Below are 13,769 nucleotides of genomic sequence, written 5' to 3'. Positions count from 1 at the left end.
GCGAAGAAGAATTCTCGTTTGATGACTTTGAACTACCAGAGTTTGGTGAAGAGGATGCACTAGCGGAAGCTGAAGCAGCTGCACCACAAGCAGAAATAGCAGAACAAGAAAGCGAAGAAGAATTCTCGTTTGATGACTTCGCATTGCCAGAGTTTAATGAAGAAGATGCACTAGCGGAAGCTGATGCTGAATCAACACCAGAACCAGTAACGCCAGCTATTGATGCTCAACCAAGTGTTGAGCCTCAAACTGAAGCCCAAGTTATAGCTCAGGCGCAAGACGACGAAGAGTTTTCGTTTGATGATTTCGACTTACCAGAGTTTAGTGAAGAAGACGCACTAGCGGAAGCTGATGCTGAATCAACAACAGAGCCAGCAACGCCTGCTATAGACTCTCAATCAAGTGTTGAATCGCAACCTACCGCTGAGCCTCAGTTAGATGCTGCACCACAAGTTGAAACTGCGAAACCAGAAAGCGAAGAAGAATTCTCGCTTGATGACTTCGAACTACCAGAGTTTGGTGAAGACGATGCGTTAGCGGAAGTGGTGAGTGAACCAGATGAAGCACAGTTAGAGCAAGACTTAGCGCCTGACACAGAGAAGTTCGAGTTCGATGACCTTGATCTTCCGGAGTACGATGAAGAAAGCGCAAAAGCAGACTCTGTTTTAGATGATATTGAGCAAAGCAATGCCGAGCCGGTGGCGGAAGCCCAAGGCGTAGAGTTCGATGAGTTTGATTTACCGGAATATGGTGAAGATGAAGCCATCTCTGATGCGTTTGCTGAGAAGCCAACACCACTGACTTCTTTCAGCCCACAAGGCGAAGAGCAAGATGCGTTGCATGATCTGTTCTCAAATCCGCAGAGCTATAGTCAGGCTGATGATTTCTCGAATGCTGAAGACTCTGAACCGGCTGGTTTTGCACAGCCAGAACAATCACTGAGCGCGGCTTCAGAGCCAAACTCAACGCCTGCAGCGGTTCAAGACGAGCCACTAGAAGGCTTTGATGACTTTGATGAGACAGCATTAGCTGAGTTGCTTTCTGAAGATGTTCAAGACTCTGTCGACAACATGTTCGATAAGCCATTGGACGCAACTTCGATTGATAGCGCAGGGTTAGATATTGACGCCATGCTTGAAGTCGGCGGCGAAGACTGGAAAGGCTTTAACCTAGCGCCAGAACAACAATCGAGCATGCATAATGATGTGCCTGATGACCAACAAGAGATTTGGGCATCGGCTGAACAGCACGCTGAACCGAAAATCAAAGAAGAGAATTGGGCTGAACAAGACAATCTAACCGAATCAGGCAACAGTCGTGATAAGCAGTACATGACGATTGATGAGCTAATGGCTCAAGTCGAGCAAGAAGGTGAAGAAGTCATTAATCCAGACGATGAAGAGCTTAAACTGGATGTGGGTCTTAACGAATTCCCTGATGTTATCGGTGATATTGGCAATTATGATGTCGACAGCAATGCAGAAGCTGCGGGTAAGCTTGATTTGGCCAAAATCTACATCGAGATGAGTGACTCGCAAGGGGCAATTAAGCTTCTAGAAGAGGCAATCGTTGACGGCAGCGATGATATTCGTCGAGAGGCAAAAAATCTTATCGATACGTTAAACGGTCGATAAATTTACAAATCAGAAAGGGTAGCGTTGGCTACCCTTTATTTTAAGGCGATACAGAGCGCTATCGTTTCATTTGGTTTTTCAACAGCATCGTCTCGGTCGATGCTGATTGTTTATTGAAGTTTTAGCCCCATCCTATTTGGGCTAGCACTGATTTCCGTATATACTTCTCGCCCATTTTCAAAGAGAACAAGAACATGAAAATTGCTTTAGGTATTGAATATAACGGTACCCACTACTTTGGTTGGCAGCGCCAACGAGACGTGAAAAGTGTCCAAGAAGAATTGGAAAAGGCTCTTTCAGTTGTCGCGAATCACCCTGTAGAAGTTATGTGCGCAGGTCGTACAGATGCCGGTGTTCACGGTACGGGACAAGTCGTTCACTTTGAAACTAATGTCGATCGTAAAATGGTGGCATGGACAATGGGCGCGAATGCCAACATGCCAAAAGATATTGCGGTTCGTTGGGCGACAGAAGTGAATGAGGATTTCCATGCTCGTTTCTCGGCTACTGCCCGCCGTTATCGCTACATTATCTTTAACCATGCACTACGCCCAGGCATTTTGAATTCAGGTGTGAGCCATTATCATGGTCATCTTGATGAGAAAAAAATGCATGAAGCGGGTCAGTACTTACTTGGTGAGAATGACTTCACTTCGTTCAGGGCAACACACTGTCAATCTCGTAGCCCATGGAGAAACATGATTCACTTGAACGTGACTCGTCATGGACACTACATTGTGATCGATATTAAAGCGAATGCGTTTGTTCACCACATGGTGAGGAATATTACGGGTAGCCTTATTGCCGTAGGTAAAGGTGAGCAGAAACCAGAGTGGATCCAGTGGCTTTTAGAAGCTAAAGATCGAAAAGTAGCCGGCGCAACTGCAAAAGCGGAAGGTTTGTATCTGGTGGATGTTGATTATCCTGAACATTTTGAGCTACCACGAGAGCCAATTGGTCCTCTATTTTTACCGGATAATTTGAACTAAATGTGAGACTTAGGTTCAAAAATTATTACGGTTTAGTGCGTAAGATAGTCCCAGAAAATAGGTACAACCAGTTTTTTATCTACAGTCGCTGTTTTATGTGCTTTAATTCCCACGCATAATTCCCAAATTTATTTCTTTCGCAATCAAGCGGAAGAATCGAAACAAAAAGGTCTTCCATGAGTTGGCTTGAAAAGATTTTAGAAAAAAGCAACATCGTAACATCTCGCAAAGCGTCTATCCCTGAGGGTGTTTGGACGAAATGTACTTCTTGTGAGCAGGTTCTGTACCATGCTGAACTAGAGCGTAACCTAGAAGTATGTCCAAAATGTGACCATCACATGCGCATGAAAGCACGTCGTCGTCTGGATACATTCCTAGACAAAGGTGAGCGTGTTGAACTAGGTGCTGATCTTGAGCCACAAGACAAGCTGAAGTTTAAAGACTCTAAGCGTTACAAAGAACGTATCTCTGCTGCTCAAAAGAACAGTGGTGAAACAGACGCATTAGTTGCAATGAAAGGCGAACTATTGGGTTTACCTATCGTAGCGTGTGCTTTTGAATTCTCATTCATGGGCGGCTCAATGGGTTCTGTTGTTGGTGCTCGTTTCGTGAAAGCGGTAGATGCTGCTATCGAGAACAACTGTGGTTTAGTGTGTTTCTCTGCAAGTGGTGGTGCTCGTATGCAAGAGGCATTGATGTCTCTAATGCAAATGGCGAAAACCAGTGCTGCGCTTGAGCGTTTATCTGCGAAAGGCCTACCGTTTGTTTCAGTTATGACTGATCCAACAATGGGTGGTGTTTCTGCAAGTTTGGCAATGCTTGGCGATATCAATATTGGTGAACCAAAAGCACTGATCGGTTTTGCTGGACGTCGTGTAATCGAACAAACGGTACGTGAAGACCTTCCTGAAGGTTTCCAACGCAGTGAGTTCCTACTAGACCACGGTGCTATCGACATGATTGTTGACCGTCGTGAGATGCGTCAGCGCGTTGCAAGCCTTGTTGCTAAAATGACCAACCAGCCTTCACCATTAGTAGTTTCTGTGAACGATTCACCGAATGAAGCTACTTATGAAGTACCAGAAGCGCCAGAAAAAGGGTAAAGTACCTTCTAACAAACCAACTTAATTATGGTTATGAGTTAGATGAGTCAACAACCTATTCCTCAAGCCACATCCTCTTTGGAGATGTGGCTTGATTATTTATCAAACATCCACACAAGCGCTATTGATCTTGGATTAGACCGAGTTCAGGCCGTCGCCTCTAAGGCAAACCTCACCAAACCTGCTCAACATGTTATTACTGTTGCCGGAACCAATGGCAAAGGCTCAACATGTGCACTGATGGAAGCGATTCTATTGGACGCTGGTTACTCAGTTGGTGTCTACAGCTCTCCTCACTTAATTCGCTATAACGAACGTGTTCGTATCAACGGCCAAGATCTATCTGATGAAAAGATGGTTCAGTCTTTCGATTTCATTGAGAAAGAGCGTGGCGAAATCAGCCTGAGTTTTTTCGAATATGGCACTTTAGCGGCGTTACGTGCATTTCAAACTGAAGCGGTTGATGTTGTGCTTTTAGAAGTGGGTTTAGGCGGGCGTTTAGACGCGACCAATATCGTTGAGCATGATGTTTCTGTGATTACTAGTTTGGCTGTCGACCATGTTGACTGGCTAGGTGATGACATCAATGTGATTGGTTTTGAGAAAGCGGGCATTTATCGTAGCGGTAAACCCGCTATCTGTGGTCAACCCAAGCCACCGGCTACGGTTGCAGCGCACGCTGATGACATTAAGGCTGAGTTCTACCAAGTCGGTATTCAATACACTTATGATGTTGACGGTGATACGTGGAACTGGCGCAGTGGTGCATTCCAACTAGAATCGCTACCTATTCCAAGCCTGCCGTTACCTAACGCTGCAACAGCGTTGATGGCATTGGGCACATCAGAGCTTAGTATTAGCGACGTGAACGTGGTTAACGGCATGAAGAATGCGCAGCTTCCTGGGCGTATGCAGCAAATTAGCGAACAACCGGTGATTGTGCTTGATGTAGCACACAACCCGCATTCTGCTGAGTACTTTGCGCAGCAAGTCGCGAAGAAGTATGCAGGCAAAAATTTACACGTTGTAGTCGCCATGCTTCATGACAAAGATATCCCCGCGACATTGGAAGTATTAGCTCCAATAACAACACATTGGTACCCAGCTTCGCTGAACGGCCCACGAGCCGCAACAGCCGCTGAATTGTGTCAAAGCTTACCTGAAGGTGTAGAGCGGTATTCAAACCCTGTTGTAGCGTTTGAAGCGGCTTTAGCTTCTGTTAAAGGTGACGATGTTGTGTTGGTTGTCGGTTCTTTCCATACAGTGGGTGAAGTGTTGGAGCATTGGCAGAAAAAAGGAAACTAAATGGCAAGTAAATTCCAAAGCCGGTTAGTCGGCACCATCATTTTAGTGGCCATTGGCGTGATTGTATTGCCCGATGTACTAGATGGTAAGAAGCTCCACTACAAAGAAGAGTTTGCAAGCATTCCAATTAAGCCTGAGCTTGATAGTAATGTTGAAGTGTTTGAAGTACTCGATCCCGTTGAAGATCAGATAGCGCTACCGGATTCTCCGGTTGAGCAAGTGGTTGAAAGTGGTCGTACTGATAATTCAAACACGCAAACCGCGTCTTCTTCTAATGATAAAGAAGCAGACAAAGTGGCAGTTGTGGTTAAGCCGGTACCTGAAAAAAATGAATACCAAGACAGTGCTTGGATTATTCAATTGATGGCTTTGAAGAATGCTGACAACGCAAAAAACGTTGTTAAGGATCTGCAAAAGCGCGGTTATCAGGCTCACACCAAGCAAGAAAAAACTTTTACGCGAGTAATTATTGGCCCGGATGTCTCTAAATCCAAACTTGAGCGACAAATTAAGGAATTAGAAAAAATTACGGGTTCAAAAGGCCAGTTGCTCAAATTTAAACCGTTAAATCCATAAGAAAACGTTTGCGTCAGCATTTTTTCTGTTAAAATGCGCGCCAACTTAAGATGAAGAATTCATGAATTGGTTAGATTTTGTCATTTTAGGCGTGATCGGCTTCTCTGCCGTGATCAGTTTAGTTCGTGGTTTCGCTAAAGAAGCCTTGTCACTCGTTATTTGGTTTGGAGCATTTTTTATTGCTAGCCAGTACTACGCTAAATTAGCGATGTACTTCACCAATATCGAAGATGAGATGTTTCGAAACGGAACTGCGATAGCAGCATTGTTTGTTGCAACGTTAGTTGTGGGTGCCTTAGTTAACTATGTCATCGGTCAACTAGTTCAGAAAACAGGCCTGTCAGGTACAGACAGAATCCTCGGTGTCGTCTTTGGTGGCTTACGTGGTGTTTTGATTGTTTCTGCAGTGTTGTTTTTCATGGATGCGTTTACTGCATTCCCAAGTTCTGAGTGGTGGAAGAATTCGCAATTGGTTCCAGAATTTAGTCGAATCATTGCGCCGTTCTTCGAGCATTTACAAGCAACATCTAGTTTCTTATCTGGCGCGCTCTAGCGCCAGTTAATGTCGAAAAATCGAGGATTAGGACATGTGTGGTATTGTTGGAATCGTGGGTTCAACACCTGTAAACCAGTCTATTTATGACGCTTTAACGGTATTGCAGCATCGTGGCCAAGATGCCGCTGGTATTTGTACCATAGAAAGCAATCGTTTCCGTCTGCGTAAGGCGAACGGTTTAGTAAAAGATGTTTTTGAAGCAAAACACATGCAGCGCCTACAAGGTGAAGTTGGTATTGGCCATGTTCGTTATCCTACTGCGGGTAGTTCAAGTGCGTCTGAAGCTCAGCCTTTCTACGTAAACTCTCCTTTTGGCATTACGTTGGCGCACAACGGTAACCTGACGAACGCAAACGAAGTTCGTGAGAAGTTGTTCGAAAAAGACCGTCGTCATGTAAACACAACCTCTGACTCTGAAGTTCTACTGAACGTATTAGCTCATGAGATCGATACTGTTAAAGGTAACGTAACTTCAGATGACGTTTTCCGCGCTGTGGCAAATGTGCATCGTACAATTCGTGGTGCTTACGCCGTAACGGCGATGATCATCGGCCACGGTATGATCGCATTCCGTGACCCACATGGTATTCGTCCATTGTGTCTTGGTAAGCGTGAAGTTCAAGGTAAAACAGAGTACATGGTTGCGTCTGAATCGGTAGCACTCGATGCTGTTGGTTTCGACTTCATGCGCGACGTAGCACCAGGTGAAGCTATCTACGCAACGTTTGACGGTGAGCTTTTCACTAAGCAATGTGCAGACAACCCACAACTAAACCCATGTATCTTTGAGTTTGTATACTTTGCACGCCCAGATTCATTCATCGACAAAATCTCGGTTTACAGCGCACGCGTTGAGATGGGTGAGATGCTTGGTATGCGTATTAAAGAAGAGTACGCAGACTTAGACATTGATGTAGTTATTCCAATCCCTGAAACATCAAACGATATTGCGCTACGAATCGCTCAAGCGATCAATAAGCCATACCGTCAAGGTTTCGTGAAAAACCGCTATGTTGGCCGCACATTCATCATGCCAGGTCAGCAACAACGTAAGAAGTCGGTTCGCCGTAAGCTCAACGCAATTCGCTCTGAGTTTAAAGGTAAGAACGTTCTTCTGGTTGACGATTCTATCGTTCGCGGCACAACATCAGAGCAGATCATTGAGATGGCTCGTGATTCTGGCGCAAATAAGGTCTTCATGGTTTCAGCTGCTCCAGAGGTTCGCTTCCCTAACGTTTACGGCATTGATATGCCGAGCGCGACAGAGTTGATTGCTCATGGTCGTGATAACGAAACGATTTGTAAGCAGATTGGCGCAGACGCCTTGATTTTCCAAACGCTACCAGATCTGATTTCTGCAGTGGGCATGGGCAATCAAGACATCTCTCGTTTTGATACTTCTGTATTTAACGGCGAGTATGTAACGGGCGATATCGACCAAGTGTACCTAGATTTCCTAGACTCTTTGCGTAATGACGACTCAAAGGTTCAGCGTGAGATTCAACAAGATCTTGCTAACTTAGAGTTACACAACGAAGGCGCTTAACTAGCGTTTCGTTAGTCATACAGAGTTTCGCTAGCGATACAGAAAATAAAAAACCAGAGCATCGGCTCTGGTTTTTTGTTTATAGAGAAGGGGATTGACCTTAATGAATGTGGTATGCGATCACAAAATCAATAAACAATCTCACTTTCTCTGGTAGATGGTCTTTGTGGTTATAAAGCATGTAAATATCACGAGGGTTAGCGCTCCAGTCTTCTAAGACTTGCACTAAGCTGCCATCTTCAATGTATTCACGAATCATCACGTCAGGCATCAGGGTGATACCTAGGCCTTCTGAGCACGCTTGTCTCACGACATTAAGCGCATTGGCGTTGAAACGGCCTTTCTCGCTATTCACCACCGTCTCTTCATTCGAATTACTCAGCTGCCACTTAATCAGCGGGTAGCCTTTGAGTAGCGAATGGTTCGCTAGCTCTTCAGCATGGCTTGGAGCTGGGTTCTTCGCTAAGTACTCAGGGCTCGCGATAAGAATATCTTTGACTTCACTGATTTTTCGAGCGATTAGGCTTGAATCACGCTGAGGGCCGACTCGGAAAATTACGTCCCACTCCGTTGGATCCAGCTGATCCGCTTGGTTGTTCATCATCAGCTCAATATTGATATCAGGGTATTGAATCATGAATTCACTGAACATTGGCATCATCATGCGCTTGGTCAGGTTTGAGGGTGCCGTAATACGAATCTTACCGGAAGCGCCTTTGCACACGTCAGTTAACTCTTCTGCAGTAGAAGAGAGACGTTGCAACAGCGGAGAGCATTCATTGAAGAAACGTTCGCCTGCCTCTGTTAAAGAAAGTTTACGCGCGTGTCTATTGAGAAGCCTAAGGTTCAAAGAATCTTCTAAGGCTTGGATGCGTCGTGTGATGGTCGCAACCGGAATCATAGTCTTGCGCGATGTTGCGGTGTAGCTCCCATTTTCAACGACGAGTCGAAAGAGGTTTAAATCATCTAATTTCATAAATCCAGACACATTTGTTTACAATCTCATCTAATTTATACGTAACAGTGAGATCAATGTTTGCGTTACGTCAACTCGTTGCACTATTTACAAGTATTCCAACCCTCGTCACGAATTACCAGTAAAGAGTGCAAATTTGTGTATTTAGCATTTTATTACTAAGTTTTATATTAGTTCTTAGAACAGATAACAATAATAATTCGACTTAGTTTTGTGAGGTTATAGATTATGTACAAAACTCACAGTCAGCCAGTAATGACCTCGGCTCAGGAAGTAATTAACCAAAAATGCGTGATGTTGGTTGATGATGATCCTATTTTTCGCCGTATAACCAGCGCTTACCTAGACAAGGTCGGTTATAAAGTGGTTGAGGCTGAAAATGGACTGGACGCTTTGCAGAAACTTAGAGACTCAGCGCCAGATTTAATTGTGTGTGACTTATCAATGCCAATACTTGATGGCATAGAGCTTGTGGAAGAGCTCAGTTTAGAGTACCCGTCACTGCCTATGATCGTTGTGTCTGGCACTTATGATATGTCTGACGTGGCGAAAGCCTTGCGATTTGGTATTAAAGACTTCTTGGCGAAGCCGTTAGAGGATCACCGTCACCTAGGAAGTGCGATTGCGAATACATTGACAGATTCGTTCGATAACATTTCAGACCAACGAGATTTTTCGAGCCAATGGTTCTGTGTGGATGACGGTGGCGAGATCCCTGAAGACCAAGAACTGCATTGGCACCTGAATTACCTTCAAGATAACCCAAGCGCAGCAAAAGACTTACTGCATGCGCTGCTTCCAGAGAAAGATACGCGACAAGGCTCATGGCGTTGCAGTTACCGGTTACTGCAATCAACAGAGATGATGCCACTTGTGTTTGACTATGCGTGGATGATGAACGGGCAGTTTGCTTTTTACCTCGTCGATTCATCGTCGTCTGATAATGGCGGCTCCGCGACAACATTGTTAGTGAGAGCGCTGTTCCACGATTACATAAGAAACAGAAAAGATTTTAATGTTGATCTCAAAGATATTGCTGAAATCTTAGAGAAGGGGATTCGTTGCTCTAAATGCTCCACCCCAGTGAATGCCTTGTTTGGTGTTGCTGACCTTGCCGAGGGAACCATCTCCATTTTGCCTGCGGGTCTAGACGGGCAATGGTCGAATGGTGAATTGAATCAATATATTGCAGCAGGTGAGCGCTTGGGTGAGAACTGCAAGAAGAACTTTATTACGCGGGACCTTCCGATCGAACAGGGCTGCCAACTGTCGTTGAGCCTACTTGGAGCGGCAAGTTTTAGTTTAGACATACACCAAGGGTCTACTGATTAACCCTATATTTCCTCGGTTTTTGTGAATAATTGATTAAGGTATAGTTGCGCAAATGGTGTGGCTATGCCTTTTTTGTTAAATGTCGATTTAGCAAAGCGGGCTTGGTTCGCCGGATACTTACCTTCACTAACAAAAACAAGAAGCAATCATGGCAGATAACAAAGACTTTCAAGACCCGTTTAATGTATTCTACTTTTTAGGATTTTTAGCCGCATTTTTAATGATTCCATTGCTACCAGCAACACTTACGTTGATCCGTGTATTCAATGGTTACGCAACATTCTAGTTAAGCTGTCGTCGCCGATTGGTGATAGCTAACTCAAGGAGGCCACAATTAGCGTTCGAGTTTTAAGCCTCAATATTGCTGGTGGCCTTTGTATATTTCTCGCAGTTCTAGGGATAGTTTTGCCCGTTCTGCCAACCACTCCTTTTCTCCTTCTTGCCAGCGCATGCTTCATGCGAAGCAATCCGAAAGTTCATAAATGGATGCATGAGCACAAAACGCTGGGTCCTTTGCTGAACAATTGGTATCAACACGGTGCCGTCACCAAACAAGTTAAAACGCGTGGCGTATTCTTTATCTTGTTGAGTTTTGCGTTATCCATCTACTTTGCCCCTATCATTTGGGTCAAGGCTTTCCTAATTTGTGTACTTGTTATTCTTCTCACATGGTTTATGCGACTTCCAACCCATGAGTTGGTTGCTGACAGCAAAGAAAATCACTACCATTAAGCCAGTGTGCCTGCTTGTATAGCGGGCGTTTATTATTTCAGCAATCAGAGCTATGACTCTCGTTGCAATGAATACCAATCGTACCTTTCCTTAATTTCGAACGTTGATGTTTAATTCGTTAACGAGAGTTTGGAAAGCGGCCTAATGAAGTGCATAAGATTATGAACACAGAAAAAATCTCTCTGATCAAAGCAAGCATCAAAAGCATTCCTGATTACCCTAAAGCGGGTATTTTGTTCCGTGACGTAACAAGCTTGATGGAAGATCCAGTAGCTTACAAAGCGACTATCGACCTGCTAGCGGAAACATACAAGGACATGGGCTTTACTAAGATCGTTGGTACTGAAGCTCGTGGTTTCCTATTTGGTGCGCCTTTGGCACTTGAGCTAGGTGTTGGCTTCATTCCTGTTCGTAAGCCGGGCAAGCTGCCTCGTCAAACTGTGGCACAATCTTATGAGCTTGAGTACGGCACCGACACTCTAGAAATCCATACTGATGCTATCGTTGAAGGCGATAAAGTGTTGATGGTTGATGATTTGCTAGCAACGGGCGGTACGATTGAAGCAACAACAAAGTTGATTCGTCAGCTTGGTGGTGTGGTAGAACACGCTGCATTTGTTATTAACCTTCCAGAAATCGGTGGTGACAAGCGCTTACAAGGCTTAGGTCTAGAAGTGTTTAGCATCTGCGAATTCGACGGTCACTAATCCTTTTCGGAATTATTCATGAGCTATCTTGCGTTAGCGCGAAAATGGCGACCAACCAAATTCAAAGAAGTGGTTGGTCAAGCCCATGTTTTAACAGCATTAGAGAATGCCCTTAGCCAGAATAGGTTGCACCACGCATACCTGTTCAGCGGTACACGAGGTGTTGGTAAAACAACCATCGGTCGTTTGTTTGCTAAGGGACTCAACTGTGAAACAGGCATTACCTCAACACCTTGTGGTGAATGTGCAACCTGTAAAGAAATCGATGAAGGTCGCTTTGTTGACCTGCTCGAGATCGATGCGGCATCACGAACTAAGGTAGAAGATACCCGCGAGCTTCTGGACAATGTTCAGTACAAGCCTGCACGTGGTCGCTTCAAGGTTTACCTAATCGATGAAGTCCACATGCTTTCCAGGCACAGCTTTAACGCGCTTCTAAAGACCTTAGAAGAGCCGCCTGAGTATGTGAAATTCTTGCTCGCAACAACGGATCCACAGAAGCTTCCAGTAACGATCTTGTCGCGTTGTTTGCAGTTCCATCTTAAGCCGATCAGCGTTGATAATATTCACGAGCAGCTCGATCATATTCTTGAACAAGAAGATGTGACGTCTGAATCTCGTGCGCTTGGAATGATTGCTCATGCTGCTGATGGCAGTATGCGTGATGCGCTAAGCCTTACAGACCAAGCTATCGCATTGGGTAATGGCAATGTCGTAACAGATACTGTTGCTCACATGCTCGGAACACTGGATACCGACCAAGCTATCCACTTGCTTGAAGCGATTAGCAGTAAGCAGCCACAGCAAGCGATGGCGTGTATCCAAAGCCTTGCTGAGAACGGTGTCGAGTGGGATGGTTTGCTGAATCAGCTTGCGACTCAACTGCATCGTCTTGCGATGTTCCAAGCTTTGCCATCCACACTAGATAAGGCACAGCCTGACGCTGAGAAGCTTGAACTACTGAGCAAAGCGCTTAGCCCACAAGACATTCAACTCTACTACCAGATCGTATTGAAAGGTCGTGAAGACTTACCATTGTCGCCAACCGCTCGCGTTGGTATTGAGATGGTGGTTTTACGCATGTTGGCATTTAGACCAGCTGAACAAGCGGTTGCTACGGCAATCTCGACTCAGTCGGCAAGCCCAGCGCCAGTTCCAGCAGCTCAAGCTCAGAACGTTGCTCAGTCAGTGAGTCAACCTGCGCCAATGGCAGCTCCGAGACAGCCTCAGATGCAACAACAGGCGCCTCAACAGCAAGCTATGCAGCCACCACCCGTGCAACAGACTCCAGCACAGTATTCAGATTCGCAAGGTTACGCTGAACATTCAGGCAACCAAGGTTATCCTGAGCAGGATTACCCGCATAGCCAGTATGACGCGCCTCCTGCTTATGATGAGCGTCCAAGCTACGGTGCAGAGCAGCCTCAGCAGCAACAAACGAATTATCAAAACCAGAGTCCGGTTCAACAGCCAAGCGCTGCACCTTCTGCTCCGCAAGAGCAGCCAGCGCGTGCAACTTCGCCTGTGAGTGGTTTACGCCACCAATTACGTTCTCAACGTAGAGGCAGTTCGGCAACAGAAAACAAAGGCTCGGCGCCAAAAAAGGCTAAAGCGACACCAGCTAAAACTTCAGTTCTTGATCGAGTTGCTCAGCAACACGGTGGTTCTGAGCGGGTGTCGCCAGCTTCTTTATCATCCTCTTCGACAGAAAATGTGACCAACGATAATGAACCTTATCGCTGGAAACCGTCTAAACCTGTAGTGAAAGAGGTGAGCAAAGAGCTTACACCTACTCAGATCAAACGTGCGTTGGAGCATATTAAGACACCAGAAATGGTCGATAAATTGCTTCAAGAGTCGATTGCTCAAGATGAATGGTCAGCCACGATTCAAAAGCTAGAGACAGCCAAGCTTGTTGAACAGTTAGCATTGAACTCAGTGTTTGCTAAAAACGACACATCAATCACTTTAACGTTAAGAGCGAGCCAAGCTCATTTGAATACCGACCGTGCGCAGAGTGAGCTATTGCAGTCTCTCAATACTGTGCTTGGAGAAGAGTGTCATTTGAGTGTTGAAATCGGTGATGGTGGAGAAACGCCGCTAGAATTACGAGAACGACTGTATCAAGGTAAGTTGAAAGACGCGTTTACCGCTTTAGAAAACGATGCCAACGTACAGTTCATTGAAAGACGTTTTGCCGCTGAACTCGACAGAGACAGCGTTCGTCCTATCTAGAACGTTTTCTTGTTTAGTGACCGGCATATCATCCCAGATAAGCAAATCTGAGAACTGAACATCGAGGGGTTGAATCAC

The 13,769-nt window shown here is 45.2% G+C and carries 13 protein-coding genes; 12 read left to right on the top strand and 1 reads right to left on the bottom strand.

The window, feature by feature from the left end; translation table 11 throughout:
- From AB4323_RS22070 to purF, 7 genes are all read left to right on the top strand, one after another.
- Positions 1-1,634, top strand: a 1,634-nt coding sequence (locus AB4323_RS22070; RefSeq protein ID WP_372153338.1) for a FimV/HubP family polar landmark protein, incomplete at its 5' end; no start/stop codon positions are given.
- Positions 1,635-1,828: 194 nt separating this feature from the next.
- Positions 1,829-2,623: a tRNA pseudouridine(38-40) synthase TruA gene (truA, locus tag AB4323_RS22065; protein ID WP_004734161.1), complete on the top strand. Its 795-nt coding sequence runs from the start codon at positions 1,829-1,831 to the stop codon at positions 2,621-2,623.
- Between the two features lie 176 nt (positions 2,624-2,799).
- On the top strand, positions 2,800-3,726 hold the full coding sequence (accD, locus tag AB4323_RS22060) for an acetyl-CoA carboxylase, carboxyltransferase subunit beta (protein WP_017062348.1): 927 nt from the start codon (positions 2,800-2,802) through the stop codon (positions 3,724-3,726).
- A gap of 42 nt (positions 3,727-3,768) precedes the next feature.
- A complete protein-coding gene (gene folC / locus AB4323_RS22055) occupies positions 3,769-5,031 on the top strand; it encodes a bifunctional tetrahydrofolate synthase/dihydrofolate synthase (protein ID WP_017062347.1) in 1,263 nt (420 codons plus the stop codon).
- Complete coding sequence (locus tag AB4323_RS22050; RefSeq protein WP_017063432.1) at positions 5,032-5,607, top strand: SPOR domain-containing protein; 576 nt, start codon at positions 5,032-5,034, stop codon at positions 5,605-5,607.
- A 61-nt stretch (positions 5,608-5,668) separates the two neighbouring features.
- Positions 5,669-6,160 carry a CvpA family protein gene (locus AB4323_RS22045; RefSeq protein WP_009848678.1) on the top strand — a complete coding sequence of 164 codons (492 nt, stop codon included), beginning with the start codon at positions 5,669-5,671 and terminating at the stop codon, positions 6,158-6,160.
- A gap of 34 nt (positions 6,161-6,194) precedes the next feature.
- On the top strand, positions 6,195-7,709 hold the full coding sequence (purF, locus tag AB4323_RS22040; RefSeq protein ID WP_017062345.1) for an amidophosphoribosyltransferase: 1,515 nt from the start codon (positions 6,195-6,197) through the stop codon (positions 7,707-7,709).
- Between the two features lie 100 nt (positions 7,710-7,809).
- Here purF and AB4323_RS22035 read toward each other — a convergent pair whose 3' ends face one another.
- Positions 7,810-8,685: a LysR family transcriptional regulator gene (locus AB4323_RS22035; protein WP_017062344.1), complete on the bottom strand. Its 876-nt coding sequence runs from the start codon at positions 8,683-8,685 to the stop codon at positions 7,810-7,812.
- A gap of 228 nt (positions 8,686-8,913) precedes the next feature.
- Here AB4323_RS22035 and AB4323_RS22030 point away from each other — a divergent pair, with 228 nt between their 5' ends.
- The 5 genes from AB4323_RS22030 to dnaX all read left to right on the top strand — a co-directional run bounded on the left by AB4323_RS22030 (position 8,914) and on the right by dnaX (position 13,691).
- On the top strand, positions 8,914-10,017 hold the full coding sequence (locus AB4323_RS22030) for a response regulator (RefSeq protein WP_372153336.1): 1,104 nt from the start codon (positions 8,914-8,916) through the stop codon (positions 10,015-10,017).
- Positions 10,018-10,165: 148 nt separating this feature from the next.
- On the top strand, positions 10,166-10,303 hold the full coding sequence (locus AB4323_RS22025; protein ID WP_017067606.1) for a hypothetical protein: 138 nt from the start codon (positions 10,166-10,168) through the stop codon (positions 10,301-10,303).
- A 74-nt stretch (positions 10,304-10,377) separates the two neighbouring features.
- Positions 10,378-10,749 carry a YbaN family protein gene (locus AB4323_RS22020; protein WP_029225617.1) on the top strand — a complete coding sequence of 124 codons (372 nt, stop codon included), beginning with the start codon at positions 10,378-10,380 and terminating at the stop codon, positions 10,747-10,749.
- Between the two features lie 161 nt (positions 10,750-10,910).
- Positions 10,911-11,456 (top strand): adenine phosphoribosyltransferase, encoded by a 546-nt coding sequence (gene apt / locus AB4323_RS22015; RefSeq protein ID WP_017062340.1) that lies wholly within the window; start codon positions 10,911-10,913, stop codon positions 11,454-11,456.
- A gap of 18 nt (positions 11,457-11,474) precedes the next feature.
- Positions 11,475-13,691 carry a DNA polymerase III subunit gamma/tau gene (dnaX, locus tag AB4323_RS22010; protein ID WP_372153334.1) on the top strand — a complete coding sequence of 739 codons (2,217 nt, stop codon included), beginning with the start codon at positions 11,475-11,477 and terminating at the stop codon, positions 13,689-13,691.
- Positions 13,692-13,769 lie beyond the last annotated feature (78 nt).

Source organism: Vibrio sp. 10N.261.52.C11, from assembly GCF_041471405.1.
Taxonomy (GTDB): Bacteria; Pseudomonadota; Gammaproteobacteria; order Enterobacterales; family Vibrionaceae; genus Vibrio; species Vibrio crassostreae_C.
This window is presented reverse-complemented; position numbering and strand designations above follow the sequence as displayed.